This window comes from Hymenobacter sp. 5516J-16 (assembly GCF_022919335.1).
Classification (GTDB): domain Bacteria; phylum Bacteroidota; class Bacteroidia; order Cytophagales; family Hymenobacteraceae; genus Hymenobacter; species Hymenobacter sublimis.
Genome location: NZ_CP095058.1, coordinates 4,048,881 through 4,075,838, shown reverse-complemented (window position 1 = coordinate 4,075,838; position 26,958 = coordinate 4,048,881). Strand labels below are relative to the sequence as shown.

The following is a 26,958-nucleotide window of genomic DNA, read 5'->3' as shown; positions in this document are numbered from 1 at the left end:
TGCAACTAGCAGCCCCATTCTTGCCCCTTATTTCATGACCAAAGCTTTCCTGCTGAGCCTCGGCCTGCTGGCAGCGGCCCCCGCCCTGGCCCAGTCGTCGGCCGCCCGCCCCGATTCTGCCGCTACCCTTCCCTACCGCGAATCAGCCCGCAAAATCAACGCGCTGGTGCACACCAAGCTTGATGTGCGCTTCGACTACGCCAAGCGCCAGCTGCTGGGCCGCGAGTGGGTGACCTTGCAGCCCGTGGCGTATGCCACCGACTCGCTGCGCCTCGATGCCAAGGGCATGGATATCAAGTCGGTGACTATGGTAAACGGCACGGCTACTTCAACATTGAAGTACGACTACAACCAGGAGCAGCTGCTGGTGCACCTGGACAAGCTGTACACGCCCGGCCAGCAATACACCGTGTACATTGAGTACGTGGCCAAGCCCGACGAGCTGAAAACCAAAGGCAGCCAGGCCATTACCGACGCCAAAGGCTTGTACTTCATCAACCCCGACAGCACCGAGGCCGGCAAGCCCCGCCAGATCTGGACCCAGGGCGAGACGGAGGCCAGCTCGGCTTGGTTTCCGACCATCGATAAGCCTAACCAGAAGACGACGGCTGAAATCAGCATGACGGTGCCCGCCCGCTACGTCACGCTCAGCAACGGCCGCCTCGACGCGCAAAAGCAGAACCCCGACGGCACCCGCACCGATACCTGGAAGCAGGAGCTGCCCCACTCGCCCTACCTGTTCATGATGGCTGTGGGCGACTTCAAGATTACCAAGGATACCTGGCGGGGTAAGGAGGTCAGCTACTACCTCGAACCTAAGTACGCGCCCTTCGCCAAGCAGATATTTGGCAATACGCCCGAAATGCTGGAGTTTTTCTCCCGCCGCCTCGGGGTAGACTACGCCTGGAACAAGTACGCCCAGATTGTGGTGCGCGACTACGTGAGCGGGGCCATGGAAAACACCTCGGCTACCCTGCACGGCGAGTTTTTGCAGAAAGATGCCCGCGAGTTGCTCGACGCTGAATATGCCAACGGCGAGTCGGTTATTGCCCACGAGCTGTTTCACCAGTGGTTCGGCGACCTGGTAACGGCCGAAAGCTGGAGCAACCTGACCGTGAACGAGTCGTTTGCCGATTTTTCGGAGGCACTGTGGGCTGAGTACAAGTACGGCCAGGACGCCGGCGACGCCCACGCCTACATGAACATGCGCAACTACCTGCGCAGCCCGGCCGACGCGCAGAAAAACTTGGTGCGCTTCCACTACGCCGACAAGGAGGACATGTTTGACTTGGTGAGCTACCAGAAGGGCGGCCAAATTCTGAACATGCTGCGCAACTACCTCACCGACGACGTTTTCTTCAAAGGTCTAACCAAATACCTGACCGACAACAAGTTCGGCAATGGCGAGGCCCACCAGTTGCGCTTAGCCATGGAGGCCGTATCGGGCCAGGATCTGAACTGGTTTTTCAACCAGTGGTACTTCGGCGCCGGCCACCCCGTCGTCACGATTGACTACGCTTACGATGCCGGCCGTAAGGAGCAAACCGTGACCGTCCGGCAAACGCAGCCCGGCCGGGTATTTCAGTTGCCGATGGCCGTGGAGCTGTACGTGAACGGCAAGCCCCAGCGCCACCAGGTAATGTTACGCCAGGCCACCGAAACCCTACGCTTCCCCGCCGCCAGCAAGCCTAGCCTGGTGAATGTGGATGCCGATAAGGTACTACTCTGGCAAAAAACCGACAATAAGCCCCTGGCGGAGTTTGCTTACCAGTTCAAAAATGCCCCGCGCTTCGTGGACCGTCGCGAGGCCGTAGCAGCCGCGGCCCAGCTGCCTCCCACCGATGCCGCTGCCCGTCAGCTCTTACTCTCGGCCCTGAGCGACAAGTACGCCGGCCTGCGCCTCACGGCCCTCTCGGGTCTTAAGCTCGATGATAAGGCCGTGCAGAAAGCAGCCGCGCCAGTTATCCGGAAGCAGTTGGCTCAGGAAAAAAACACCAACAACCAAGCGGCTTTGCTGCTGGCCTTGGCTCAGTTGAAGGAAAAGAAGGACCAGAAGGTTTTCACCCAGGCTCTGAACAGTCAATCGTACGCGGTGCAGGGAGCAGCTTTGCAGGGCCTAGCGGCCGTGCAGCCCCAACAGGCCGTGGCCCGCGCCCAAGCCTTGCAAAAAGATGCTCGTGGTAGCCTTGCCGCTTCTGTTGCAGCCGTTTACGCCGAGCACGGTAACGCCAGCACCTGGGCCTACGTGCGCGACCAGTTTGATGCCGCTGGCCCCCAGGGCAAGTTCCAGATGCTGGAAAGCCTAGTTGGGTTCATGTCGCGCCTCAACGATGTGACTGTACTTAACGAGGGCGTGGAGCGCCTGCAAAAGCTGGCCGTGCAGTACAAAAAATACGGGGTGGACGAGCCTATTCTGGCCATGCTCGACAAGGTGCAACAAAACAAGCCCGCTGACCAGAAAGCCACGGTGCAGACCGCCATTCAGGCCATTAAGCAGGCCCAGTAACACGTATAGTTTCTTGTTTTCAGAAAAAAAGGCCGGAATAGTTTCCGGCCTTTTTTTATGTCTGTTTTTGGGTCGTACCGCCCTGAGTTGGCTGTTTCGCCGGGTTTATTTGTCGCACGTAAATCAGCGGCCAGGGTTGCGGCGTCTTCGTAAAATCGAACTATTCCTACTGCGTAGGCGTCGAGGGTATATGCAAAAGACCACTCTGCTGACCGTCGGCGCGCTCCTGCTCGCCGGCTCGGCCCGCACCCTGGCCCAAACTACTGACCCGAATCTGAATAATGAAGAGTCGCCCTTTGTGCGCCTCATTCGCCCCGATCGGCCGGGTCAGACCATTACCACCAACATGCTCTACCCCGGCCAGTTTCAGCTTGAAACCAGCCTTAGCCGTTACGACAGGGGTAGTAGCACGGGCTACGCGGGCCGTACGGCTTGGGGCAATACCTTGCGGGTAGGCTTTTTCAACCACATTGAGTTGCGCGCCACCCAGAACTATCTGCTGACGCCCGCTACCCGTGCCATCAACCCAGAAGGCAGCCCCGCTCCGTTTGCGGGCCCGGCCGGGTTTGCGCCGCTAAACGTGGGAGCTAAGTTTCTGGCCTCTACGGTTCAGAATGCCCGTTCACAGGTAGTAGTGCTGTTCGACATGAACCTGCGCAACGGTGACGCCAGCTTTCCGAACAAGCAGTTTGAGCCAGGCGCCCGGCTGCTCGTTTCTCAGCAGCTTGGCAAGCGGTTTGGGCTGGAGGGCAACTTAGGTTTTCGGCAGCAGGGCTTCAAAGCGGAGGGCACCAAGCAAGGCCAGTACCTGACCACGCTGGCCCTTAACGGCCCCTCACGCCAAACAATCACGTCGGCTTTTTCGCCGAAACCTACGCTACTTGGCAACGGCAGCAGGGCTGGCGGCCGGGCCTTACCTCGGGCCTTTACTACCGGCCGATTCCCGGTCTGCGGTTTGATGTAACCGCCGCCCATGGCCTAACGCCTGCCGCCGGGGGCTTTAACATAGGAGCCGGCCTGAGCGCACGCCTGGGAAAGTGAGTCGGCACGTGAATGATTACGTGAAATGGTGTCTTGGTGAGGAGGCACAACGAAGCCATTCGTCCTGGTCAACGTATTACTATTTCTAACGAGACAAGCCCTTGCCGTATGGTAGCGTCAAGGGCTTGTCTCGTTATAGAGCTTGTTACAGAGGAGAGGAAGTGTGACGTCGACAAGGGCCTGATGCGCCACATACTCGCCAGGACACCACTTCACCCATTCACCGCCGCAGTGTTACTGTTTCACCGATTCAGGGGCAATACGTGTGGGGGTTTGCTGGCCACTGATGATACCGGCGGCACTGCGGCCGATGGCTGTAATGACGGCTGTCATGTTGACCAGGTCCAGACTTTCTACCTCGTCATCCACGCTATGGTAGCTCTTGTCGGTTGGAATCTGGTCGGTGCTGATGGTGTGGGCGGGCACACCTAGGCGAGCCAAGGTGGCGTTATCAGAGCGGTAGAATAGGTTCTGTTCTGGGTACGGATCGGGCTCAAAGCGGAAGGTGCCACCCTTGGTGGCAGTTTCCTGGAGGAGTTTACCGAAGTCTGACTTATCGAAGCCGGTGATGAAAGCCGTGTTGGGTCCAAACTTGGCTTCTTTGCCGATCATCTCAATGTTGAACATGGCCACCACCTGCTTGGGGTCAAGCTGCTGGGAAAAGTATCGCGCCCCGAAGCCGCCGATTTCTTCGGCCGCAAAGGCCACGAACACAAGGGTGCGGGCGTTATCCTTCTTCTTTTTGAAGTACTCAGCCAAGGCCACGACGGCCGTGGTACCGCTGGCGTCATCGTCGGCGCCATTGGCAATGGAGTCGCCTTGCACGGCAGGTAGAATCCCGATGTGGTCGTAGTGCCCACTGAAAACTACCTGTTCCGCAGCCCGAGCGGCATCTTTACCTGGCAGCACGCCTACCACATTGCGCAGTTCCACGGTCCGGATGGTGGTAGTAGCCGCCACCTGAAACTTCACCGGCGCGGGCGGGGTGGCGCCCAAGACAAATAGGGTAGTAAATGGCGCCGGCTTGTCGGGCCGCAGCCCGCCCCTTTTTAGGTAGCCAGCCAGCCGGGCAAACGCGGGAGCCTGGGCCGGGTCAATAAATACAAGGGTGTTTTCACGCGGCTCCAGCAAGGCCCGCACCTCACGCATGAGGTTGCCATCGGCGCCTACCGTCATGATGCGGGGGGCAGGCTCGTCGGCGTCCGTCCAGTTCAAATGGGGTTGGCCGGAGACCAGCAGCGTTTTATCGGGGCTGACGTTTGTGCCGTTGATGCTGATGAGCGCAGCTTCCGTGCGCACTTCATAGGTAGGAAAGCGTTGCTCAAATCCTTTCACCCCATTCAGCGGCTGGAGGCCAATGCGTTGAAATTCGGCCGCTAAAAAGCGGGCGGCTTTCTCGGCCCCCGGTTTACCAGAGGCGCGGCCTTGCATGTCATCAGCCGCCAACACCCGGATAACCCGCTCCACGGTAGCGGGTGCCACACCCGCACTGGCTGAAACGGCGGCCTTTTTCTGCCCGAAAGCAGTGTGTGTGCAATAGAACAGAAGGGAGATAAAAAGAAAGGTTCTCATGGTCGAAAGTAACCATTTTGTTTCTAGCCCAGCTATTTCCCTTCCCCTACCAAGCGCATTTTTACCAGGGAACCGGGTTCAGGTTAGCATGTACTCACCAGCAATGTGCGAATGGCAGTTCGCTCGTTTTTAATTGGTATTACCTGCCCAAACCTACCTCATTACTACTCGCTATCAATCAGTTGCAGCTCTCTATTTAGTTTTCAACCTGCGGCTGCTACTAGCTTCTGTTGCAAGGACAAGTAGCTTCTGACCTGGCAGCCTGATGCTGCACCACTGATTTATAACCGACAATGCGCCTTGTCTGCTGGCAGCAGCCAACACACAAAGCGCATTGTGAGGTAAGAATAAAGTAGCGCCAACGCAACTAACAGCACGGGCTGCGTTGATGCTAAGCTGTTTATTTGTCTGCGGCGGCCAGCACTGCTGCCCACTCGGCATCGGATTTGGCGGCTGAGGCATTGGGCGCTGCTTTTAAGGCCGCGGACAATTCTGGCGCGGCCGATTGCATTGCTTTAAGCGTCAGTTTTACGGGCACCACACTACCGTTGGGGTGGCGCAGGTAGTACATGGGCTTATCCTCAATTTCATCGTAGCGCCGGTCCGTACTGTACGCGCCCTGGTAGTCGGCCTTGCGGAGCACTTTGGCGTAACGCTTGAGTAACACGTATTTGCCCTCGTGCAGCACCTCCACGTATTCACCCCGCTGGGTGGGCACGGGAGCTTCGGCGAAACGGCGGAATACGCGGCGGCGGGTTCCGGCGGTGTTAAGCGCAGGTTCTTCCAGCTCAAAGCTGGCCAGCAGACGGTCATCCAACTGCAACGAATCATTGGGCCGACTTACCGGGCGCATGAGCAGCCGCTGGTTCAGCACGTCGTATTTCAGCGGCACCGGTGCTAGCGGCACGTTATTGCTCATGCGCAGCCGGGCGGGCAGCCACCGTTTGTCGGCGTAAGGCGAGCCCTTCGTGGCTTCCGTAGCTCCGCGTGGCACTACCGTAGGCGAGCCGTTCACCAAGGCGTTAAGGTTGGCTTGGGCCGCAGCTCCTATCTGCTCAATGCTAGGTTGTTGCGCGGCAGCAGTGAGAACAGTGCCAACTGATAGGGTGAGCGTCAGGATAACCGAAGAGCGAGTAACCATAAAAAGTGGAAAAGAGAGGGTTAGGCTCTCAATCTACTGGTTTCAGACGAGAAATATTCCTACCCCAGGGTTAGGACCAAATCATCGGCATTTACTAGCGTACCTTCCGGTAGGTTCACGGCCTGCACGGTGGTATCGTCGGTGGCCGTGATGGTGGTTTCCATCTTCATGGCCTCGATGATGAACAGCGGGGCGTTGCGCTTAACCGGCTGTCCACTCGCCACTAATACCTTGGAGAGCAGGCCCTGCAGGGGCGCGCCTACCTGCTTGGGGTTGGCTTTATCGGCCTTGGGGTTGAGTACGCGCTTGACTTCCACACTGGTATCCCGGATTTCCAGGTTGCGGGTCTGGCCGTTGAGGGAAAAGAAAATGGTGCGGCAGCCGTCCTCGTTTACCGGCCCAATGCTTTGCAGGCCCACGATGATGCTCTTGCCGCGGGCTATTTCGATGATGGTTTCCTCGCCAGGCTGCAAGCCGTAGAAGAACGCTTGGGTGGGAATAACGGACACGTCGCCGAACTGCTGCTGGTGCTGCCAGTACTGCTCAAACACCTTGGGGTAGAGCAGCCAGGACAGCAGATCCGTGAACTTGGCGCGCTGCCCGAATTTCTCTTCAAACTTCTGCCACTCCTGCTCGAAGTTGATGGGAGCCAGGTGCTCGTTGGGCCGGTCGGTGAAGGGCTGCTCATCCTTAAGGATAACACGCTGCACATCCTGGGGCCAGCCGCCCTCAGGCTGGCCAATGTCGCCGCGGAACAGCTCCCGCACCGATTCGGGAAAGCTCAGCGCGGCGCCTTTTTCCAGCACATCAGCCGTGGTTAGGTTGTTGGAAACCAGGAACAAGGCCATGTCTCCTACCACCTTCGAGCTGGGCGTAACTTTGATGATGTCGCCAAACAACTGGTTGACATCGGCGAAGGTGGTTTTAACGGTTTCAAACTTATCAAGCAGGCCCAGCGAGGCCGCCTGGGGCCGCAGGTTGGAGTACTGTCCGCCCGGAATTTCGTGCTGAAACACTTCGGAAGTGCCCGCCTTTAGGCCCGACTCGAAGGGGTAGTACTGCTCGCGCACAGTATCCCAGTAGTTGCTGAACTCGTTGAGGGAGTGCTGGTTGAACTCACGGTGGCGCTCTTGCCCGCGTAGCATTTCCGTTATGGAATTGAAGTTGGGCTGAGAGGTCAGCCCTGAAAGGCTGCCTAGGGCCACGTCAAGTACATCAACGCCGGCTTCCACGGCTTTCAGGTAGGTAGCGGCCTGCAGGCTGCTCGTGTCGTGGGTGTGCAGGTGAATGGGCAGGCTGACGGTGTCGCGCAGGGCCGTAATCAGCTCCTGGGCGGCGTAAGGCTTCAGCAGACCGGCCATGTCCTTGATGCAGAGGATGTGGGCGCCAGCGTCCTCAATTTGCCGGGCCAGGCGCAGGTAGTAATCGAGGGAATACTTCTGGTTGCGCTTGGGGTCGAGAATGTCGCCGGTATAGCAGATGCTGGCCTCGGCCAAACGGTCCGTTTTGTTGCGCACGAAGCCGATACAGGCTTCCATGCCGGGCATCCAGTTCAGGGAGTCGAAAATGCGGAACACGTCGATGCCGGTTTCGGCGGCTTGCTGCACAAAACGTTCCGTGAGGTTGTCGGGGTAGGCCTTGTAGCCCACGCCGTTAGCCCCGCGAATTAGCATTTGGAGCAGAATATTAGGCACGGCGGCGCGCAGCTTGGCCAGCCGCTCCCAGGGGTCCTCGTGCAAAAAGCGCAGGGCCACGTCGAAGGTGGCGCCGCCCCAGCATTCCAGTGAAAAGGTTTGGGGGTGATGCTGGGCGTAGCGGCCCGCAACCTTCAGCATGTCAAAGGTGCGCATGCGCGTGGCCAGCAGACTCTGGTGGGCATCGCGCAGGGTGGTGTCGGTGAAATGAATCTGCTTTTCGGCCCGTAGCCACTGGGCAAAGCCTTCGGGGCCCAGCTCGGTGAGTTTCTGCTTGGTGCCGGGGGGCGGGGCCAGGGTTAGGTTGGCTTCGGGTAGCAGGGGCTTGCGCAATTCGCGCTTGGGGTCGAGGTGGCCGCGCACATCGGGGTTGCCGTTCACGATAACGTCGCCGAGGAAGCTGAGCACCTTGGTGGCGCGGTCTTGGCGGGCTTTGAACTTGAACAGCTCGGGGTGGTCCTTGATAAAGTCCACGTTGGCCTCGCCAGCCATGAACACCGGGTTAGCAATGATGTTCTGCAGGAACTGAATGTTGGTGCTCACCCCACGCAGCCGGAACTCGTCGAGGGTGCGGGCCATCTTCTGAGCCGCTTCGGCCAGCGTGGGCGCGTGCGTCGACACCTTTACCAGCAGGGAGTCAAAGAAGGGCGACACCTTCACGCCGGTGTACACCGAGCCCTGATCCAGCCGAATACCAAAGCCGCCCGCCGAACGGTAGGCCGTAATGGTGCCGTAGTCGGGCTTAAAATCCTGCTCAGGGTCTTCGGTAGTAATACGGCACTGGATGGCTACCCCAATTTTCATGGGCTTTACGTCGGGCCCTAGCCCAATTTCCGGGTCGGTGAGGCGGCGGCCATCGGCAATGTGAAGCTGGGTTTTAATCAGGTCCACACCCGTAATCATCTCCGTAACGGTGTGCTCTACCTGAATGCGCGGGTTTACCTCAATGAAGTAGATGCGGTCCTGCTCGGGGTTTACCAGGAATTCCACGGTGCCCACGTTGTTGTAGTTCACGGCCCGGCCCAGGCGCAGCGCATACTCATACAGGAGGTGGCGCATGTGGTCGGGTAGGTTTAGGGAGGGCGCCACTTCCACTACCTTCTGGTAGCGCCGCTGCACCGAGCAGTCGCGCTCGTACAGGTGCATGAGCCCGCCGTGGTTGTCAGCTACTAGCTGCACCTCAATGTGCTTGGGCTGCTCCACGAACTTCTCCAGAAACACGGTGTCGTCGCCGAAAGCTTTCAGGGCTTCGTTGCGGGCCTCGAAGAAACCCCGCTCCAGCTGCTCATCGTCCCGAATGACGCGCATGCCGCGCCCCCCACCCCCGCTGGCGGCTTTTAGCATCACGGGGTAGCCAATACGGTGGGCTTCCTCCAGGGCAATGCTCAGGTCGGTGAGGTCCTGCTGGCTGCTCTCAATGATGGGCACCTGGCACGATACAGCCACTTTTTTAGCCGCTACCTTGTCGCCGAGAGCTTCCATAACTTCCGGCCGGGGCCCCACGAAGATGATGCCTTCCTCCCCACAACGGCGGGCCAGCGTGGCGTTTTCCGAGAGGAAGCCGTAGCCTGGGTGGATGGCGTCGGCCCCGTTTTCCTTGGCCGTGCGGATGATGCCTTCAATGTCGAGGTAGGGCTTGAGCGGCTCGTCGTCGCGGCCCACTTGGTAGGCTTCATCGGCCTTGTAGCGGTGCAGGGAGTACCGGTCCTCGTAGGTGTAAATGGCGACCGTCTGAATGCCTAGCTCCGTAGCCGCGCGCAGCACGCGAATAGCAATTTCGCCCCGGTTGGCGACCAGCAGTTTGCGGATATTCATCGTGGAAGGTTAGGGTAGGGATGAAAGTGGAAGGGTGCTGCAAGCTACGGAAAGCGACGAGAACAGTTAGCGAATTTTTGCTAAAAGCATTTTTTCGCTTCCGTTTAATCTCTACGATATGTCTGAATTAGGCTAGTTTTCTTGATTAATCAAGTTCACTACTAGCTTCACCATTACATCTTTATCCTCGGGCTTACTCTCTGCAATTAGCAGTGTAAGAGCAACCAAGGCATTATCAGCAAGGCGGCGAGATCCATTAGGTTTGTAGAGGCAACCGTTCTTGTCCATAAACCAGACGAAGAGGAAAGCAGCAATCCGCTTGTTGCCATCGGAAAAAGAGTGATTCTTTACAACGAAGTAGAGTAGGTTAGCAGCCTTTTCCTCTGCGCTTGGGTACAGATCTTCGCCGTCAAAGCTTTGGTAAATTGTTCTCACCGAACTCTGAAAGGAGTCATCTTTTTCCCGCCCGAATAGCACGCTACCTCCAAATTGTTGGCGTAAGCTATCCACAGCTTGTAGGGCAGCCTCATAAGTTAATTCGAACGGGGTGGCGGCAGAAGTACCCGTGATACGTAGGCGCTGGTGGTCATACTGGTCCAGCACATCAAGGGCCCGGGCGTAGTCGCTGAGCACGCGCAGCAGGGCGCTGGTCTGGTCGGGGGTCAGCTCCTGACTGTCTGCAATTTCGCCCTGAAGCTGAAGCAGGCGCTTGAGGTCAGCCAGTTGGCGGGCGTCTTCGCGCAGACGTTTTTCATTGAGCGCATAGCCCTGCACCAGATACTGGCGTAGCACCTGCGTGGCCCATTGACGGAACTGGGTACCTTTTTTCGAGTTGACGCGGTAACCGACTGAGATGATAACGTCTAGGTTGTAGTGTTTGACACGCCGGGTTACCTGCCGTTTCCCCTCTTGGCGAACTACCGAGTATTCCTCGGTAGTTGGCGCAGGAATTAATTCGCCTGTGCGGAAAATATTCTGAATATGCAGGCCTATTGTATCAGAATCTTTATCAAACAGCTCTGCCATCTGGGCCTGGGTCAGCCAGATAGTTTCGTTTTGCAGGTGAACGTCCAGTTGGGTATGGCCATCGGCGGATTGGTAGAGAAGAATATCGGGCATAGAAGCAATAATTGGGGTGGTGCGTAAAAAAAGCGGCAACTCAGCAATATGCGGAATCAGAAACCGGAAGCCAAGCTCGCAATTGGGTTTATTCCAAGGCCTAAGGGCCGAAACTTTCCCCGAACGGTTCAGTTAGCCAGTATGACGTCTTACGTGAACTGATATATGGAATTTGCTGATAAAAACATCCTCCTGGTCGGAGCATCCTCGGGCATTGGTCTGGCTACGGCGCAGTTGCTTCATAAGCTGAATGCTACCCTATTCACTGCCTCCCGGCACCAGTCTGCGGAGTTAGCGGCCCTGGGCACTACCTTTCTAGAACTAGATGTAACCCAACCGCTAGGCACCGCCCTGGATGCGTTGCCAGAGGTACTACACGGGGTAGTGTACTGCCCCGGCTCTATTAAGCTGCGACCTTTCGAGCGGATACCGGTTGATGACTTTCGGGCCGATTTTGAACTGAACGTACTGGGTGCCGTGCAGGTACTACAAGCCACCATGAAGCGGCTGAAAAAGGCCAACGGAGCCTCCGTGGTCCTCTTCAGCACAGTAGCGGCCGACACGGGCATGGCCTTCCACGCCAGTATTGCTACGGCTAAAGCCGCCGTGGAGGGCCTTACCCGGTCGTTGGCGGCTGAGTATGCGGCCAGTGGCATTCGGGTTAATGCAGTAGCACCCTCGCTGACCAATACGCCCCTGGCCGCCGCCTTGCTCAGCACGCCGGAAAAGGTGGAGGCCGGGGCCAAGCGCCACCCTTTGCAACGCATTGGCGAAGCCCAGGACTTGGCCTACATGGCGTCTTTTCTACTCTCCGACCACAGTTCCTTTATCACGGGCCAGGTGCTACCCGTAGATGGAGGTCTGGGCCGCCTGAAGTAAGCCCCTTTTTTAAGAGGCGCTAGGTGCTGGCCGCCAGCATAGTTCTAAAAGCAACTAACTGCAGCTGAAAAACACGTGCCACCATCCGGCCTGACCTATTCACCTGACATTCACCGCATGAAGATTACCCTGTTCTGGCATCGGCGCGACTTGCGCCAGCACGACAATGCCGGCTTGGCGGCAGCTCTGCAAAGTGGTCACCCCGTCGTTCCTCTGTTCATCTACGACCGGGAAATTCTGGATCTGCTTCCCTCCCGCCAAGATGCCCGGGTAACGTTTATCTATGATGAAGTGGAACGCCTGGCCCGGCAAACGGAGCAAGCCGGCGGCAGCTTTCTGGCCTTCTACGGCCGACCCCTGGAGGTTTTCGAGCAGCTGCTCACCCAGCACGAGGTAGCGGCCATCTATACCAATGAGGACTACGAGCCCTACGCCGCCGAGCGGGACGCGGCCGTGGCGGCGCTGGCCGCCCGGCACGGTGCTAGCTTTCAGGCGCTTAAAGACCAAGTAATTTTCGCCAAAAACGAGTTGCTGGGCAAATCAGGTAAGCCGGCCCGCGTATTTGGAGCCTACCGCAAGGCGTGGCTGGAAAAGCTTCAGGACGCACACTTGCAGCCCTACCCTTCCGCCGGCTTGTACACTTCTGCAAACCTAGCCCCGTTGCCCCAGGCTCCGCCGCGCCCAAGCCTAAGTAGCATGGGTTTCGAAGAGTTCCGGCAGCAGGTGCCAGCCAATGAGTTACCGGCCGAGGCGTTGGTGCGCACGTATCACCTCACCCGCGACACGCCCGGGCGCGTGGACAGCAGCACCCGCCGCTCCGTGCACCTGCGCTTTGGCACCCTGAGCGTGCGCGAGCTGATGCGCCAAGCTCGTGACCTAAACCCTAAGCTGCTGGCCGAGCTGATTTGGCGCGACTATTTTATGATGCTACTCTGGCACTACCCCCGCACCGTCACCGAGAGCTTTGAGCCGCGCCTGCGCCAAGTGCCTTACCGCAACAATGAGGAAGAGTTTCGGGCCTGGTGCGAGGGCCGCACGGGATACCCGCTGGTAGATGCCGGCATGCGCGAGCTTAACCAGACGGGCTACCTCCCCAACCGGGCTCGTATTGCCGCCGCGGGCTTTCTAGTGAAGCATCTGCTAATTGACTGGCGCTGGGGCGACCGGTATTTTGCCGATAAGCTCCTTGACTACGACATGGCCCAAAACGTGGGCAACTGGCAGTGGATGGCTGGTACTGGCGTGGTGGCCGCGCCTTGGTTCCGGGTGTACAGTCCCCAAAGTCAGCAGGAACAGTACGACCCCACGTTTGCCTACGTGCGGCAGTGGGTGCCGGAGTTCGGTACCCGCCACTACCCCCAGCCCATCGTCGAGCATAAGTTTGCCCGGGAACGGGCCGTTGATACGCTCCGGGCCGCTTACCGGGCTGCGAGTGAGTAGTCAGGTTATTTACCTCTACTGCCGAGCAACTTCCTACCCCTGCTACCGGTTGTACTACCATGGAAAAGGATCGGATCAAACAAGCCTACCTCGACTACGTGCTGCGCAAAGGCACGCCGCCCGTTTCGGTGTTTAAGCTCACCAAAAAGCTGGGCCTGCCGGAGCAGGAGTTCTACCGCTACTATGCCAGCTTCGAGGTGCTAGACCGGGAGCTGTGGGCTGATTTCGGGCGCGAGGCCTTCGATACAGCCTCTAAAGAACCCGTGTGGGCCGAGTATGGGGCCCGCGAGAAGCTGCTCAGCTTCTACTACATCCTGCTGGAAGTGCTAAAGCGCAACCGCAGCTTTGCCCTGCAAGCCCTGCGCCGGTCTTTGCACCGCATGCCCGGCCTGACCCCGCGGGTGCTGGACGGGCTGCGGCAGGAGTTCGAAGAATTTGCCGCCAAAATTTTGCAGGAAGGCCGGCAGCGAGGAGAGGTAGCCTCCCGGCCCTTGCTGGAGAATAGCTACCCCCGCTTTTTCTGGCAGCAGTTGCTGTTTCTGCTGAATTTCTTCGCCCACGACGAGTCCGTAAACTTTGAGCGTACCGACGCGGCCGTAGAAAAAGCAGTTACTCTCAGCTTTGACTTGGTAGGACGCAACACCCTGGATTCCGCCACCGACTTCGTGCGTTTCCTAATTCAGAGCCGGCGTTAAGCCCCCGCCAACTTGAGCAGCCTTCGCGGCAGAGCAGGTGCTTGGGCACCTACTAGTCACTGATGCAATTCAAGCCGTAAGGCTGCTGCTTTTCACCTTTTGCACCTTTGCAGGCCCTGCTGTGCAGGCCGCTTTCGTATGCCCGAATCACCTAAAAATATTCCCTCGATTCTTTGCCTACCACGAAGGTGGCGCGCGCGGCCCGCTTCGCCAAAACGGGCCTGAACGTAGGCGCTAATTACGTGAAGCACTACGCCAAGCGTGCCGTAGGAGCCGAGAGCCCTACTAGCGAGCTGCACGAGGCCAACGCGGCGGAACTGTACGGTGCTCTAAGCGAAATGAAGGGCTCGGTGCTGAAGGTCGCTCAGATGCTGGCCATGGAAAAGAACATTCTGCCCACGGCCTACGCCAACCAGTTTGCTCAGGCTCAGTACCAAACGCCTCCGCTTTCGGGGCCGTTGGTGGTAAAGGCTTTCCGGGACGCTTTCGGCAAGTCGCCCTTCGACGTGTTCGATTCGTTTGACCTCAACGCCCGGCAGGCGGCCAGCATTGGGCAGGTACATTGGGCTCAAAAAGACGGCCAGGAGCTAGCCGTGAAAGTGCAGTACCGGGCGTGGCTGACAGCATCCGTTCCGATATTCGCTTGGTAAAACCCATTGCCCTGCGGGTGCTAGGCCTAGAGGAAGCAACCGTGCGGCCGTACTTGCAGGAAGTGGAAACCCGCCTGCTAGAAGAAACGGACTACGCCCTTGAACTACGGCGCGGCCAGCAGATTGCCGCTGCCTGCACTGGCCTGGCGCATCTGCAGTTCCCGCGCTACTACCCCGAGCTATCCGGCAACCGCATCCTAACCATGGATTGGCTGCCCGGGCAACACCTGAAAGGGTTCTTGGCCACCCACCCCAGCCAAGCCGTGCGCAACCAGCTTGGGCAGGCTCTCTGGGACTTTTACATGTTTCAGCTCAACACGTTGCGCCAGGTACACGCCGATCCGCACCCCGGCAACTTCCTGCTGCGCGCTGAGGCCGGGGCACCGTAGGCGTTCTGGATTTTGGCTGCGTAAAGGAAATTCCGGCCGAGGTACACCGACTGTTCACGGCCCTGCTGGCTCCCGAAACCCTGGCTGATCCGGCCCGGCTGATGGCCCTGCTTACTGAGGCTGGCGTCGTGCGAGCCGAGGACGTGGAGGCCCAACGCAGCTTCTACGTCAGCACCATGCAGGCGTCGTTAGAGTTGGTGGGTCGGCCGTTTCGCCAGCCGAGCTTCGATTTCGGTGATCCTGCCTACCTGCAGAGTCTGTATGCTCTCGGCGACGACTTGCTGCAACAGCCGGAGCTACGCCAGCAGCGGGAACCGCGCGGGTCGGAGCACTTCATCTACCTCAATCGGACGTACGTAGGCCTCTACGCCTTACTAACTGAGCTGCGGGCATTCGTGCAGACGAATTAGGTTCAGCATGTGCTAAATAACTCGTGTCATTCCTCGCTCTGCTCGGAATGACTCGAGTTACTCACAACGAACCTTTTCCAAACCAGCTCTCCGTAATGAAATAGTCCGATAAGCCTTGTGTAGTTACATGAGTCTTATCGAACTGTCTCTTTTCACTCTTTTCTCTTTCCATGAAAAAATTCTGGACTCTTTGTGCAGCTCTGCTCGGCGTGGTATCGATGGCTTCGGCCCAAACCTTGGGCTGCTGCGTTAAGCCAACAGTTGGTCAGAATGCCACCGAAGTATTTGCTATGCTGGCTTCTAACGAAGATTTCTCGGGCGGCCACGATGCGCCCCTACCCTTCACGTACCAGGGTGCCGGTGAAATGGTGGAATTCAAAACCACCGATGGGCAAAGCAGCAAGGCATTCGAAATCAAAAGCAACGTCCGCTCCGACAAGTACCTACTGGTTATTCATGAGTGGTGGGGCCTGAACGACTACATCAAGCAGGAAGCCGCCCGCTTCGCCAAGGAGCTGCCCGGCGTCAATGTCATTGCCCTCGACCTCTACGACGGGCAGGTAGCCACCGACGCCGACCAGGCCGGTAAGCTCATGCAGGGCGTGAAAACTGAACGTGCCCAGGCCATTATCAAAGGGGCGCTGCTGTATGCTGGCCCCGCGCCCAGGTAGCCAGCATTGGGTGGTGTTTTGGTGGAGGGTGGAGCATACAAACAGCCTTATTGGCCGGTCCTAAGGCCAAGGGGTGCGTAGCGTACTACGGCATGCCAGAGAAGGATGTGGCCAAACTCAAAACGTTGAATACTGATGTGCTTTTCGTTTTCGCCAAGCAGGACAAATGGATCAATCAGGAGGTAGTCAGTCAGTTTGGAAAGGACATGGCAACCGCCAAGAAAGGCCTTACCGTAAAAGCCTACGACGCGGACCACGCCTTCGCCAACCCCTCTAACCCCAAGTACAACAAGGGCTTTGCCGAGGACGCTCACACCGCTTCCGTGACTTACCTCAAGAAAAACCTAAAGCTCAAGTAGTCAGGTAGCAGCCAAAAGAAGGGCTCTGCCTCCTGCTTTCTGGCCAACATGCTACCCCTCTGACATGTGACAAGCCCTTGACGCTACCATACGGCAAGGGCTTGTCTCATTAGAAGGCTGGTCATATGGAGAGGACGGGTGGCTTCGTTGCCCTCGTCATGACAACACTTCGCTCATCTACTCATTTACTACCTCATTGTTAATCTGCTAGTTGCGCTTGCAGTTCAGCTAGGCTTTCAGGAAGTTGGTGCATGCTTTCTAATACGAAATACAGCTCCTGAAATTTATCTTTCTCAAAGGCGGTATCCAGCACCCCAGTTAGGCTAAAGGGTAAGCGGGTAGGCTTCTCGCTGAGGCTGAACTTTACTTCTCCGTGCGACGAGAGTAAGCCAGCGCCGTAGATACGTAACCCATCAGGCTGGCTGAGCAAGCCAAACTCCGCCGTAAACCAGTACAAGCGGGTAAACAGCTCCAGTGAATTGGGCTGGTGGCGGTGGTGTTGGGCAGCAGCACCCAACTGCTGCAGAAAGGCGGCAAACTCCGGGTTGGTAAGCAGTGGCACGTGCCCAAACACGTCGTGAAACATGTCGGGTTCTTCTAGGTAATCGAGTTGCTCCAGCTTCCGCAGCCAAGTTGTAGCCGGGAATTTCTTATCGGCCAACAGCCCAAAGAAGATGGCATCGTCTACGATACCGGGCACCACCACCAGTTCCCAGCCCGTTAATTCGCGCAGCCGTGGGTTCACCTCGCGAAAATCCGGAATAGCTTCCCGGGTAAACCCAATGTGCTGCACTCCCGCCAGGAAAGCGTCAGCCGCCCGGCCAGGCAGTAGGGCCATTTGGCGGTCGAAGAGCAGCTGCCAGACGTGCTGGTCGGCGGCGGTGTAGGCGCTGTAGTCCTGGGTTAGCAAGGGCAGGACGGCTGGGGTTGCGGCAGTAGCGGCGGGCGTAAGCGCAGAAGAAGCAGAAGACGACAACATACTCGGGAAATGAAGGGATAAAAAAACAGCCTGCCTCCGCACGAAGCGGAAGCAGGCTGTGAAAGTGTCAGGGGAAGTAGTACTTATCCTCCGTGGCACGCCGTGGCCGCTCCGCTCCGGGCGGGAGCGTAATAGGCATAAGCGTAATAGCGGGAGGTAAGTAGCATCGGGGCAAAAGTACAACGCAACAGCTAGCAAACAAGCCAGCGGGCAAGAAACCTGTTCTGCGAACCGCTGAGGCGGCGGCCGAAGTGAGCGGGAGCAGCAGTTGGTATCCCACCCCCGCTTGCTGCCCGTCCTGGCTCACTCCTGCCTAAACGCGAAACCGATTGCTAACCCACTGGCTGTTACTGGCCCGCTGCAAGGGTCTTATTTTACGGGCTGCAGTTCCCAGCCCGCGGAGAGCAAGGCGGCCAGCTCGGCTACGCTTTCCGTGAGTTGGTCCCAGCTATTGAGCACGAAGTACTGCTCCTGCAAATGCGCTTCACTATAAGGCGTGTGCAGCACCGTAGCCAGATCAAAGGGGGCGCGGCGAGTTGCGTCGCCGAGACAATGATGAATCTCGCCGGAGGAAGACAGCAAGCCGGCGCCGTACATGCGGGCCTCATCCTTTTCCAGCACCATGCCAAACTGCACCGTGAAGCCGTAGAGGCGCTCTAGGCGGGTCAGGGCGGCAGCATCATGCAGGTGCTGCGCGGCCACGCGGCCCAGAAAATGCAAAAAGTCGGCAAAGGCCTGGTCCATGAGCAGCGGTACATGCCCAAACACCCGTGAAACAAATCGGGCTCTTCAATGAAATCAAACTGCTCCATAGACCGAATCCAGACGGTAGCGGGAAACTTGCGCTGGGCCAGCAAGCCGAAGAAGTCGGCGTCGCCGAGCAGGCCCTGCACCGGTTCCAGCTGCCAGCCGGTGGCTTTGAGCAGGCGCTGGTTTACTTGCTCAAAATCGGGAATGGCATTGCGGTGAAAACCAACGGCAGCCAGCCCCCGGCCAAAGGCCGAGCAGGCCCGCTTGTGCAGCAGGGCCGTCTGACGGTCGAACAATACCTTCCAAACCAACTGATCCTGGGCCGTGTACCGGTCGTACTGTTGCTGTACCATAGGAGGTAGCGAATAAGGGGCAGAAAAAAAGCCCGGCTCCTGGTAGGAGTCGGGCTTTCGCGAGATTTTCAGGGGAGAAGTGTCATGCTGCGCTTCTAACTTTCCTGTCCGCAAAGAGGCCCGACCTCGCCCTGCACGGGGCGAATATTCATCAGGTTAAAGCACTTTGCGGTTAGGTTCAGCATGATATTACAAATATACAGTTCTTCCTGAATACAGCGCCCTTAGCCCACGGTTTTTTCGTGCGCCAAGCCCTACATCTTTAGCACAGCTCCTACAGCCGCCGGAACGGACTGCAGCCGGGTTGCCACCCAACTTGGGCGACGCGCTAGCCAGTAATTGAGGGAGTAGCAGCTGGCGCCGGTGCCAACCGGTAAGATGTAGCCCTAAAACAAGGGCTGTTAGCAGTACATGCCCAGCAGTAACTTTTTCATAATAGGCAGCTGCATTCGGGTGAGTCACTACAGCTTACCGCTGGGCTCGTAGGTCATACTCAGGCTCTTGGTGTCACCGGATACCTTTAGGTTTAGATGAGCCTGCACCGCAGAAGGGTTCAGAAGCACGGCCGTGGAACCGGCCATGAAACGCAAGGTGCCCGGGCCCCGGGAGCCAAAGTGGTTTTGGTGAAGATGCCGCCCCCGCGGGGCCGTTCTTTTATCTCGATGGGAACCTTACCCACGTTGCGCGCCTCTACCTTGAAGGCCCCAGGCTGCCCGCCGCCCAGCACAAACTGCTTGCCGGCCTCAATAAATAAATCGGATGTCAGGTTGGCCCAGCAGCTGGTAGCTAGGGCGCACACGGCGGCTAAGGTCAGCAGCCAAGAGTGGGAGCGGGAAAAAATGGAAGCAAGCATGAGGAGTAAGGTTAAGGTGCAATGATGGCTCAAAGCAACTACCCGCTAGCTCCCTAACCGCTTCAATTTACCTTCTGGGACGTCCTACTATATGATTTGGCACGTTCACCCGCCTAGGTGCTCCGGCGGGCCACCTCGCTGGGCGTGACGCCCCGCAGCTTCCGAAATACCCGGTTGAAGGTGGACTTGGAGTTAAAGCCTACCTCTAAGGCCACGGCCAACAGGGTGTAGTGCCGAAACTGCGGGTCGCGCAGGCGGCGCTCGGCCTCCCGTATCCGGTATTCATTGATGAAGTCGTTGAAGTTCTGGCCGCAGCCCGCGTTGATAACCCTGGACAGCCAGGAAGTGTTGGTGCGCAGCTGAGTTGCCAGCTCCCCCAAAGTCAGCTCGGGCGCCAGGTAGGGCCGCTCGGCTTCCATGTGGCGAAGCAGGCGTTGGGTCCAGCGTTCCAGCTCGGGGCATCGGGAACTGGCGCGGGGGTAGGCGCCGGCGCGGCCAGGTTGGCGGCCGCGCCGGCGGCCGCAAGGAGCTGCCGCGCCTTGGCCGGCGCGGCAGTGGCAGGTTGCACGAGGGTAGGCGGTTCTGGAAGGTGGTCAGGTACGGGGGCCTCTTCGGCCGGCTGGAAGCGCAGGCTGGCTAGGCGGTGGCCCGTAAGAAGCCCGGCAATGCTGAGGTAGTAAAGCAGCAAGCCCGTGAACAGGTAGTCGTACCAAGCCTGATAGTAGCTCAGGGGCACCACAAGGTTAACAACGCCGAAGACTAGGGTTACGCCCGTGCCAATGCCCACTGCTATCAGTACGTTCCGTAGCCAGCGAAACCGAATTCGGTCGGTATCGGAGAAGTTATCGTTGAGGTAGCGGGCGTAGGCGCGGTACTCGCGGAGGGTGCGTAGCGTGAAGTAGAGGACCAGCACGTAGCTCAGAATATCCACCACTACCTTAATAGGCTGCTCATCGGCCCAGGCCGCAACGGGGCCCTTGGTGCCGAAGTGAGCCGGCAGCGGCTGGCCCCGCAGCCCGTGCCACCACCCAACATCGTACAGCAACCCCACTAGGTACAGGCCTAGCCAGGCTAGCTCGGGCCCGAAGGCGCGCCAGTGCCGCCGCGTCAGTCGAAACTCCTGGTTGGTGAGGCTGCGAAAGTAGAAATACAGCGCTGGTCCTACGGCCAGCCAGTGGTGAAACGGAAAGTAGAACATGAACGTGCTATGGGCATCGTGTGCGTCGTACCAACCGGCAAAGCCGAGCATCCACTGAGCTAGGCGCAGGGCGTGTAGCAACAGCAACAGGGCCAGCCACCGGTCGGCGGCGGCGTCGTTGCGGCGGCTGCGCACAACTAGCACCGCGGCCACCACCATGCCCTGCACGAAAAACGGCAACAGCAATCCGCTGTACTGGTTGAAACCGAAGACCATACCAGCAAGGTAGCAGCAGATTAGCTTTCGGCTATATAAAACACCGCCCCGGCTCAACTGAGCCGGGGCGGTATGTCAAACCATTAACTACGGTAGAGAGGTGAAGTGTCGCGTTACGTCGTTGAACGTCTTGGGGCAGAACGATGCAGTTGTAATAACAGCAACCCACGTAACGCGAAATATTGCCTCTTTACCTCATTCCGGGTTATTCCAGCTCCTGGCGCAGCTGGTACACCTTGCGCAGGTTGTGAACCAAGCGCGCCGACTCCTGAAAATTCAGGGTTTGAGCTCCGTCGGAGGCGGCTTCTTCGGGCTTCTCGTGGGCCTCGTAGATGATGCCGTCGGCGCCGGCCATGACGGCGGCTAGGGCCATGGAAGGCACGTAGTCGCGGATGCCGATGCCGTGAGAAGGGTCCACGATGACGGGCAGGTGGGTTTTCTCCTTCAGGATGGGCACGGCGTTCAAATCCAGGGTGTTGCGCGAGGCCGTTTCAAAGGTCCGAATGCCTCGCTCGCAGAGGATTAGCTTCTCGTTGCCGCCCGAAAACACGTACTCCGCCGAAGACAGCAGCTCTTCGATGGTGCCTGAAATGCCCCGCTTGATCAGCACCGGCTTATCAACGCCGCCTAGAGCATCCAGCAGGTTGAAATTCTGGGTGTTGCGGGCGCCTACCTGAAACACGTCCACGTAGTCGTGCATTTCCTCCACCTGCGACACCTGCATGACTTCCGTCACGATTTTTATGCCCCGCGCCCGCGCCATCTGGTGGAACAGTTTCAGCCCCTCCATGCCCAGCCCCCGGAAGGAGTAGGGCGAGGAACGGGGCTTAAATACGCCACCGCGCATAATGCGCACGTCGTTGTCCAGCAGGTGCTGCATGATGCTTTCCATTTGAGCCTCGCTCTCGATGCTGCAGGGGCCGGCTGCCAGTGTGAGGCTGCCCTCTCCTACCCGCACGCCGTCGCCGAGGTCGAGCACTGTGGGGCGCACCCGCCACTTGCGCGACACCAGTTGATACTCATCGGAAACTTGGTGAATATCCAGGATGCCCGGCAGCTGCCCAATGGTACGCAGGTCCACATCGGCTTTGCCGATGGCCACAAGGTAGTGGGCGCGCTGGGTTTTGACGTCGGTGACCTTGTATTTGAGGGCCTTGATGTGGTCTTCAATGGCCTTTTGAGCGGCTTCGGAGATATGGGCGTCGAGTTGGATGATCATATTCAGGGGAAGAGAAAGTCGATGGTCATGCCGAGCGTAGCATCTGGCTCGGCTGATGCCTGCTTACTATGGCAACGTCAGCCAGCCGAGCCAGATGCTAAGCTACGCTCTGCGTGAGGTTCTTTGTAATGCTAGGCCAGCACCGACTGCACAAACCGGGTAGCGGCGGCCGGGGCATCATCGGTGCCTTCCAGGGCCCGAATCAGGGCCGAGCCAATAATGGCGCCCTCGGCGTACTGGCAAGCTCGCTGGAAGGAGGCCTTGTCGCCGATACCGAAGCCGATGAGACGGGGGTTACGCAGGTTCATAGCCTCAATGCGCTGGAAATACGCCTCTTGCACGCCCTCGGCCTGGGTATTCGCGCCGCCGGTAGTGCCAGGACCCGATACGAGGTAGAGAAAGGAATCCGTCAGCTCATCAATGCGGCGGATACGCTCCGGGGCCGTTTGCGGGGTAATGAGAAACACCGGCCGCAGGTTGTAGCGGCGAAACAGTTCCTGGTACTCGGCCACGTAGTCGTCGAGCGGCAAGTCGGGCAGAATCACGCCATCTACGCCGGCAGCGGCAGCTTCGCGGCAGAAGTTTTCTACCCCGAACTGCATCACCGGATTGAGGTAGCCCATGAGCAGAATGGGCGTTTCGGTCACTTCCTCCCGGATGCCTTCCAGCTGCTGAAACAGCACCCGCATGTTCATGCCGTTTTGCAGGGCCGCGGTACTGCTGGCCTGAATCACGGGGCCATCGGCCAGCGGATCAGAAAACGGCATCCCAATTTCAATAAGGTCGGCGCCGGCCATTGACAGCGACTTAATCAGCGGCACCGTGTCGTGCAGGCGGGGGTAGCCGGCGGTAAAGTACACGTTGAGCAGGTTTTTACCTTTCTTCTGGAAAGCCTGTTGAATACGATTTTGCATGATGAATTTTGTTTGTCATGCTGAGTTTGCTGAAGCATGACACAGGTAGGTCAGCGGGCTTTACAGAATAGTATCGGCGTACTTGAGGTAGGTTTCCAGGTCCTTGTCGCCGCGGCCAGAGAGGTTGACCACCACCACATCGTCGGGGCCGGCGCCCAGCTGCCCCAGGGCGGCCAGGGCGTGAGCCGTTTCCAGGGCCGGAATAATACCTTCCAAGCGGCTCAGCTCGGCTACGGCGCGCAGGGCGTCTTCGTCTTCGATGCTAATGAACTGTGCCCGGCCCGAATCGGCCAGGAAAGCGTGCAGGGGGCCGATGCCGGGGTAGTCGAGACCCGCCGACAGGGAATAGGGCTCGGTAATCTGGCCGTCCTCATCCTGCATGAGCAGGGTGCGGGAGCCGTGAATGATGCCCGGCTTGCCCAGCACGGAGGTAGCCGCCGAGTGCCCCGAGTTGACCCCGTGCCCAGCCGCTTCCACGGCCACTAGCTTCACGGCAGGCTCCTCCAGGAAGTGGTAAAAAGCGCCGGCCGCGTTGGAGCCGCCGCCCACGCAGGCCACCACGTAGTTCGGCAGTTCCGAACCGGTTTTTTCCAGCAGCTGCTTGCGCATCTCCTCGCTAATAACGGCCTGCAAGCGCGCCACCAGATCGGGGTACGGGTGCGGACCGACCACCGAGCCGATGATGTAATGCGTGTCGACGGGGTTGCTGATCCAGTCCCGAATGGCTTCGTTGGTGGCATCTTTGAGGGTGCGGCTACCGCTCAAAGCCGCCCGTACTTCGGCTCCCAGCAGGCGCATGCGGTACACGTTCGGCTTCTGGCGCTCCATGTCGATTTCGCCCATGTACACGATGCACTGCATACCCATGAGGGCGCACACCGTGGCCGTGGCGACGCCGTGCTGGCCCGCGCCGGTTTCGGCAATAATGCGGGTTTTGCCCAGGCGCTTGGCCAGCAAAATCTGCCCCACGGTGTTGTTGACTTTGTGGGCCCCAGTGTGGCAGAGGTCCTCGCGCTTGAGGTACACGCGGGTGTTATACTTCGCCGATAAGCGCTTGGCTTCAAACAGCGGAGTCGGCCGGCCCACGTAGTCGCGGAGTAGCTGCTGGTACTCCTGCTGGAAGGCGGGGTCGGCCAGAATATCGAGGTACTGCTGGCGCAGCTCTTCCACATTGGGGTAGAGCATTTCGGGAATGAAGGCGCCGCCGAACTGGCCGTAGTAGCCGCGCTCCGTGGGTTGTTGGTAGGTAGTGCTCATGATTTCTCGGGAAGTTTTGGAGTAGGTAGCGCACCAAGCGGCAGCGCCGAAGCCCTGCCAAACGGTGCGCGCAACGGATACTTAGGGGCGTAACTGCTGAAACATCTGGCGCAGCAGCTCGGCATCTTTTACGCCGGGCTCAGTTTCGAATTGGCTGTTGAGGTCCAAAGCAAACAGGCCTGGAAGCTGCAGGTTTTGCAGGACGGCGGCGTGCGCCAGCGCCAGCCCGCCGGCCAGAAAATAGGGCACGGCTAGGCGGTATTGCTTTAAAATCTGCCAGTCGAAGGCCGTGCCGTTGCCGCCGGGCTGGGCGCCGGCCGTATCAAACAGGAAAAAGTCAACCTGCCCCACGTAGGGTAGCAGCTGGGCAAAGTCGAACTTCTCCCCTACCGCAAACGCCTTAATAACTACTACCCCGGTAGCGCGCAGCAAGGCGCAGGTTTCGGGCGTTTCGGTGCCGTGGAGCTGCACCGCCTGCAAGCCGTACTCCGTGATGCGCTCCTGCATTACGGCCGTGTCTTCGTCCACGAACACGCCTACCTTGCGGATAGTAGCTGGAACCGTAGCCGCATCAGTGGGGCTGAGCGTGGGCGCGGCGTAGCGCCGGGATTTGGGGTAGAAGATGAAGCCCAGAAAGTCGGGCCGCAGGGCGGCTACCGCCCGAAGGTTGTCGGGCCGGGCCATGCCGCAGACTTTCAGGCGTACACTCATTATAGTAGGGTTACGGCTTCGGTGGCGCGGAGCTGCTGCACCAGGGCGGCGCAGGCTTTTTCGGGCCGCGAGTGGCGCATGAACGTTTCCCCAATCAGGAAGCCCCGGTAGCCCACGGCCCGCAGCGCCTCAATATCGGCCGCCGAAGTCAGGCCGCTTTCCGTCACTTTCACGAACTCATCGGGGATGCGCTGGGCCAGCTCGCCCGAGGTATCCAGGCTCACGCTGAAGTCGTGGAGGTTGCGGTTGTTGACGCCCACTAGGCTCACGGCGTCGGGGTGCAAGGTTTTGTCGAGCTCCTCGGCGTTATGAATTTCGAGCAGCACTTCCAGGCCCAGGCTTTTGGCCAGGCGCCCCAGGCGCAGCACTTCTTCCCCACTGAGCACGGCCGCAATCAGCAGCACGGCGTCGGCCCCAATGCTCTTGGCTTCCAGAATCTGGTATTCGTCTACCACGAAATCCTTGCGCAGAATGGGGCAGAAATTGAAGCGGCGGGCAATAGTCAGGTCCTCATTCTTCCCCCGAAAAACTCGGTGTCCGTCAGCACCGACAGGGCCGAAGCGCCGGCCTGCATATAGCCCAGCGTGGTGCGCTCCACCGGGGCGTGGGGGTTGATGAAGCCCTTGCTCGGCGACTTGCGTTTGAACTCGGCAATGATGCCGCTCAAATCGTCGCGCAGCAAGTAGCGGCGCAGGCTCAGGGCGGCGTCGGCATGTAGAGGCTTTGCTCCAGCAGCTTCACCGGCACAAGGCTCTGGCGGTTGGCTACTTCCTGGCGCTTATGGGCAATAATTTTGTCGAGAATAGTGGGCATTGAAGGGCCGCCGGGTTCGTTGTGGCGGGATTTAGGGTGAATTCCTGTCTGGTGGAAAGGAATTGAGTGAACAGTATTTGGCAGAAAAGGAGCCCGCAAAGGCCAGAATCTTTATTCGGTTCTAGAGACGCGACACTCCGCGTCTGGTCGTTGCTGATGGTATTTGTCATTCCAAGCAACGCCAGGAATCTGGGTTACTCATTCAACTATTTAACCCAGATTCCTCCTGCGTCGGAATGACAGTTGGTTTCAGATCATTCGACCAGAGGCACCATATGGCGTCTCTACGTCGTGGTGGCGTGGCTGTGCGTGGCGGCGGCTACCAGCTTGCGCAGCGCCGTCCGCGCCCGCCCTGAGTCCAAGGATTCCTGGGCGGCGGCCAGGGCTTCGGCAAAGCTAAAGGTGGGTTCCAGGCACCGGATGGCCAGGGCCGCGTTGGCCGTCACCACGTCGCGTTGGGCCCGGGTAGCGCGGCCCTCTAGCACATCTACAAACAGCCGGGCCGACTCCGCCGCGCTTTTTCCGCCGGCCAGTTCCTCGGGTACTGTTGTCGTCAGGCCCAGGTCGGCGGCGGTTACTACCTGCTCGCCTGCCGGCGAAGCCAGCTTGGCAGCCGCTGTCAGCGAGAGTTCATCGTAGCCATCGAGGGCGTGGACCACGGCGTAGCGGGTGCTGGTTTGCTGCAGCAGGTAGTGATAAAGGCGAAGCAGTTCCAGGCTGAAAGTGCCGGCTACCTGGTAGTTAGGCCGGGCTGGGTTCACTAGCGGCCCCAGAATGTTGAAGAAGGTCCGCACGCCCAGCTCCCGGCGCACCGGCCCGGCGTGGCGCATGGCCGGGTGAAACGAGGGAGCGTGCAGAAAGCAGATGTTGGCGTGCTCCAGCTGCCGCTGCAGCACGTCGTTGCCTACCCCCAAATCAACCCCGAGCTGAGCCAGCACATCCGACGAGCCGCACACCGACGACACGCCGATGTTGCCGTGCTTGGTGACTTTATAGCCCGCACCGGCCACCACAAAGCAAGCCAACGTACTGATATTCAGCGTGTCTTTGCCGTCGCCGCCGGTACCTACAATGTCCACCGTATCGTGGGTTCCCAGCGCCGGGTCGCGGCTTAGGCTCAGCAGCGCGTCGCGGAAGCCCGCCAGCTCCGGCACCGAAATCGGCCGCATCCGGTACACGCTCATGAAGGCGGCCATTTCGGAGGCGTTGGCTTCTCCCTGCCCGATGCGCAACATGGCTTCGCGCGCTTCGGCGTGGGTGAGCAGCTGCTGGTCAAATAACTGGTTAAGAATCTGTTTCACAATTCGCGGTAGC

Annotated in this window: 21 protein-coding genes and 3 pseudogenes; 9 read left to right on the top strand and 15 right to left on the bottom strand. The window is 58.9% G+C overall.

Annotation, left to right across the window (positions count from 1 at the left end; all coding sequences use genetic code 11):
- Nucleotides 1-34: 34 nt before the first annotated feature.
- The gene (locus MUN84_RS20160) at nucleotides 35-2,506 is read left to right on the top strand and encodes a M1 family metallopeptidase (RefSeq protein ID WP_244695727.1); all 2,472 of its coding nucleotides are present in this window, start codon (nucleotides 35-37) and stop codon (nucleotides 2,504-2,506) included.
- A 190-nt stretch (nucleotides 2,507-2,696) separates the two neighbouring features.
- On the top strand, nucleotides 2,697-3,470 hold the full coding sequence (locus MUN84_RS20155) for a transporter (RefSeq protein ID WP_244695726.1): 774 nt from the start codon (nucleotides 2,697-2,699) through the stop codon (nucleotides 3,468-3,470).
- 311 nt (nucleotides 3,471-3,781) lie between these two features.
- Here the strand turns inward: MUN84_RS20155 and MUN84_RS20150 are convergent, their stop codons facing one another.
- The 4 genes from MUN84_RS20150 to rhuM form a co-directional block, all read right to left on the bottom strand.
- A complete protein-coding gene (locus tag MUN84_RS20150) occupies nucleotides 3,782-5,119 on the bottom strand; it encodes a M20/M25/M40 family metallo-hydrolase (RefSeq protein ID WP_244695725.1) in 1,338 nt (445 codons plus the stop codon).
- 400 nt (nucleotides 5,120-5,519) lie between these two features.
- Nucleotides 5,520-6,260, bottom strand: coding sequence for a hypothetical protein (locus MUN84_RS20145; RefSeq protein WP_244695724.1), 741 nt, complete (start codon nucleotides 6,258-6,260; stop codon nucleotides 5,520-5,522).
- Between the two features lie 59 nt (nucleotides 6,261-6,319).
- Nucleotides 6,320-9,769: a pyruvate carboxylase gene (locus tag MUN84_RS20140; protein WP_244695723.1), complete on the bottom strand. Its 3,450-nt coding sequence runs from the start codon at nucleotides 9,767-9,769 to the stop codon at nucleotides 6,320-6,322.
- A 132-nt stretch (nucleotides 9,770-9,901) separates the two neighbouring features.
- Nucleotides 9,902-10,888: a virulence protein RhuM/Fic/DOC family protein gene (gene rhuM / locus MUN84_RS20135; protein ID WP_244695722.1), complete on the bottom strand. Its 987-nt coding sequence runs from the start codon at nucleotides 10,886-10,888 to the stop codon at nucleotides 9,902-9,904.
- 165 nt (nucleotides 10,889-11,053) lie between these two features.
- On the opposite strand from rhuM, the gene MUN84_RS20130 reads away from it, so the two are divergent.
- The 7 genes and pseudogenes from MUN84_RS20130 to MUN84_RS23260 all read left to right on the top strand — a co-directional run bounded on the left by MUN84_RS20130 (nucleotide 11,054) and on the right by MUN84_RS23260 (nucleotide 16,381).
- A complete protein-coding gene (locus MUN84_RS20130) occupies nucleotides 11,054-11,767 on the top strand; it encodes an SDR family NAD(P)-dependent oxidoreductase (RefSeq protein ID WP_244695721.1) in 714 nt (237 codons plus the stop codon).
- 117 nt (nucleotides 11,768-11,884) lie between these two features.
- Nucleotides 11,885-13,207, top strand: coding sequence for a cryptochrome/photolyase family protein (locus tag MUN84_RS20125; RefSeq protein WP_244695720.1), 1,323 nt, complete (start codon nucleotides 11,885-11,887; stop codon nucleotides 13,205-13,207).
- Between the two features lie 59 nt (nucleotides 13,208-13,266).
- Nucleotides 13,267-13,902, top strand: coding sequence for a TetR/AcrR family transcriptional regulator (locus tag MUN84_RS20120; RefSeq protein WP_244695719.1), 636 nt, complete (start codon nucleotides 13,267-13,269; stop codon nucleotides 13,900-13,902).
- Between the two features lie 338 nt (nucleotides 13,903-14,240).
- A pseudogene (locus MUN84_RS24210) lies at nucleotides 14,241-14,941 on the top strand (ABC1 kinase family protein).
- A 101-nt stretch (nucleotides 14,942-15,042) separates the two neighbouring features.
- Nucleotides 15,043-15,351, top strand: coding sequence for a hypothetical protein (locus MUN84_RS24205; protein ID WP_317239021.1), 309 nt, complete (start codon nucleotides 15,043-15,045; stop codon nucleotides 15,349-15,351).
- Between the two features lie 170 nt (nucleotides 15,352-15,521).
- The gene (locus MUN84_RS23265) at nucleotides 15,522-16,022 is read left to right on the top strand and encodes a dienelactone hydrolase family protein (RefSeq protein WP_262920585.1); all 501 of its coding nucleotides are present in this window, start codon (nucleotides 15,522-15,524) and stop codon (nucleotides 16,020-16,022) included.
- Between the two features lie 50 nt (nucleotides 16,023-16,072).
- Nucleotides 16,073-16,381 carry a dienelactone hydrolase family protein gene (locus MUN84_RS23260; protein ID WP_262920584.1) on the top strand — a complete coding sequence of 103 codons (309 nt, stop codon included), beginning with the start codon at nucleotides 16,073-16,075 and terminating at the stop codon, nucleotides 16,379-16,381.
- Between the two features lie 199 nt (nucleotides 16,382-16,580).
- On the opposite strand, the gene MUN84_RS20105 is transcribed toward MUN84_RS23260, so the two are convergent.
- From MUN84_RS20105 to trpD, 11 genes and pseudogenes are all read right to left on the bottom strand, one after another.
- Nucleotides 16,581-17,360, bottom strand: coding sequence for a phenylalanine 4-monooxygenase (locus tag MUN84_RS20105; protein ID WP_244695718.1), 780 nt, complete (start codon nucleotides 17,358-17,360; stop codon nucleotides 16,581-16,583).
- 369 nt (nucleotides 17,361-17,729) lie between these two features.
- A pseudogene (locus tag MUN84_RS20100) lies at nucleotides 17,730-18,463 on the bottom strand (phenylalanine 4-monooxygenase).
- Nucleotides 18,464-19,016: 553 nt separating this feature from the next.
- Entirely contained in the window at nucleotides 19,017-19,316 is a 300-nt protein-coding gene (locus tag MUN84_RS20095) for a hypothetical protein (RefSeq protein ID WP_244695717.1), read from the bottom strand.
- A gap of 113 nt (nucleotides 19,317-19,429) precedes the next feature.
- Nucleotides 19,430-19,735 carry a helix-turn-helix domain-containing protein gene (locus MUN84_RS20090; RefSeq protein ID WP_244695716.1) on the bottom strand — a complete coding sequence of 102 codons (306 nt, stop codon included), beginning with the start codon at nucleotides 19,733-19,735 and terminating at the stop codon, nucleotides 19,430-19,432.
- Nucleotides 19,699-20,730 carry a hypothetical protein gene (locus tag MUN84_RS20085; RefSeq protein WP_244695715.1) on the bottom strand — a complete coding sequence of 344 codons (1,032 nt, stop codon included), beginning with the start codon at nucleotides 20,728-20,730 and terminating at the stop codon, nucleotides 19,699-19,701. Before MUN84_RS20085 ends, MUN84_RS20090 begins: the two co-directional genes overlap by 37 nt.
- 205 nt (nucleotides 20,731-20,935) lie before the next feature.
- Nucleotides 20,936-21,949: a 3-deoxy-7-phosphoheptulonate synthase gene (gene aroF, locus MUN84_RS20080; protein ID WP_244695714.1), complete on the bottom strand. Its 1,014-nt coding sequence runs from the start codon at nucleotides 21,947-21,949 to the stop codon at nucleotides 20,936-20,938.
- Between the two features lie 131 nt (nucleotides 21,950-22,080).
- Entirely contained in the window at nucleotides 22,081-22,863 is a 783-nt protein-coding gene (gene trpA / locus MUN84_RS20075; RefSeq protein ID WP_244695713.1) for a tryptophan synthase subunit alpha, read from the bottom strand.
- 60 nt (nucleotides 22,864-22,923) lie between these two features.
- Nucleotides 22,924-24,120, bottom strand: coding sequence for a tryptophan synthase subunit beta (trpB, locus tag MUN84_RS20070; RefSeq protein ID WP_244695712.1), 1,197 nt, complete (start codon nucleotides 24,118-24,120; stop codon nucleotides 22,924-22,926).
- Nucleotides 24,121-24,201: 81 nt separating this feature from the next.
- Nucleotides 24,202-24,831 (bottom strand): phosphoribosylanthranilate isomerase, encoded by a 630-nt coding sequence (locus MUN84_RS20065; protein ID WP_244695711.1) that lies wholly within the window; start codon nucleotides 24,829-24,831, stop codon nucleotides 24,202-24,204.
- A pseudogene (locus MUN84_RS20060) lies at nucleotides 24,831-25,498 on the bottom strand (indole-3-glycerol phosphate synthase TrpC). The gene MUN84_RS20065 and the pseudogene MUN84_RS20060 overlap by 1 nt, the downstream one beginning before the upstream one ends.
- 430 nt (nucleotides 25,499-25,928) lie before the next feature.
- Nucleotides 25,929-26,945 carry an anthranilate phosphoribosyltransferase gene (gene trpD / locus MUN84_RS20055; RefSeq protein ID WP_244695710.1) on the bottom strand — a complete coding sequence of 339 codons (1,017 nt, stop codon included), beginning with the start codon at nucleotides 26,943-26,945 and terminating at the stop codon, nucleotides 25,929-25,931.
- Between the last annotated feature and the right edge of the window lie 13 nt (nucleotides 26,946-26,958).

Coding starts and splice junctions, on each gene's coding strand:
- MUN84_RS20160 (WP_244695727.1), top strand. CDS start 35: ATGACCAAAGCTTTCCTGCTGAGCCTCGGCCTGCTGGCAGCGGCCCCC.
- MUN84_RS20155 (WP_244695726.1), top strand. CDS start 2,697: ATGCAAAAGACCACTCTGCTGACCGTCGGCGCGCTCCTGCTCGCCGGC.
- MUN84_RS20150 (WP_244695725.1), bottom strand. CDS start 5,119: ATGAGAACCTTTCTTTTTATCTCCCTTCTGTTCTATTGCACACACACT.
- MUN84_RS20145 (WP_244695724.1), bottom strand. CDS start 6,260: ATGGTTACTCGCTCTTCGGTTATCCTGACGCTCACCCTATCAGTTGGC.
- MUN84_RS20140 (WP_244695723.1), bottom strand. CDS start 9,769: ATGAATATCCGCAAACTGCTGGTCGCCAACCGGGGCGAAATTGCTATT.
- rhuM (WP_244695722.1), bottom strand. CDS start 10,888: ATGCCCGATATTCTTCTCTACCAATCCGCCGATGGCCATACCCAACTG.
- MUN84_RS20130 (WP_244695721.1), top strand. CDS start 11,054: ATGGAATTTGCTGATAAAAACATCCTCCTGGTCGGAGCATCCTCGGGC.
- MUN84_RS20125 (WP_244695720.1), top strand. CDS start 11,885: ATGAAGATTACCCTGTTCTGGCATCGGCGCGACTTGCGCCAGCACGAC.
- MUN84_RS20120 (WP_244695719.1), top strand. CDS start 13,267: ATGGAAAAGGATCGGATCAAACAAGCCTACCTCGACTACGTGCTGCGC.
- MUN84_RS24205 (WP_317239021.1), top strand. CDS start 15,043: ATGGCCCTGCTTACTGAGGCTGGCGTCGTGCGAGCCGAGGACGTGGAG.
- MUN84_RS23265 (WP_262920585.1), top strand. CDS start 15,522: ATGAAAAAATTCTGGACTCTTTGTGCAGCTCTGCTCGGCGTGGTATCG.
- MUN84_RS20105 (WP_244695718.1), bottom strand. CDS start 17,360: ATGTTGTCGTCTTCTGCTTCTTCTGCGCTTACGCCCGCCGCTACTGCC.
- MUN84_RS20095 (WP_244695717.1), bottom strand. CDS start 19,316: ATGCTTGCTTCCATTTTTTCCCGCTCCCACTCTTGGCTGCTGACCTTA.
- MUN84_RS20090 (WP_244695716.1), bottom strand. CDS start 19,735: ATGGAAGCCGAGCGGCCCTACCTGGCGCCCGAGCTGACTTTGGGGGAG.
- MUN84_RS20085 (WP_244695715.1), bottom strand. CDS start 20,730: ATGGTCTTCGGTTTCAACCAGTACAGCGGATTGCTGTTGCCGTTTTTC.
- aroF (WP_244695714.1), bottom strand. CDS start 21,949: ATGATCATCCAACTCGACGCCCATATCTCCGAAGCCGCTCAAAAGGCC.
- trpA (WP_244695713.1), bottom strand. CDS start 22,863: ATGCAAAATCGTATTCAACAGGCTTTCCAGAAGAAAGGTAAAAACCTG.
- trpB (WP_244695712.1), bottom strand. CDS start 24,120: ATGAGCACTACCTACCAACAACCCACGGAGCGCGGCTACTACGGCCAG.
- MUN84_RS20065 (WP_244695711.1), bottom strand. CDS start 24,831: ATGAGTGTACGCCTGAAAGTCTGCGGCATGGCCCGGCCCGACAACCTT.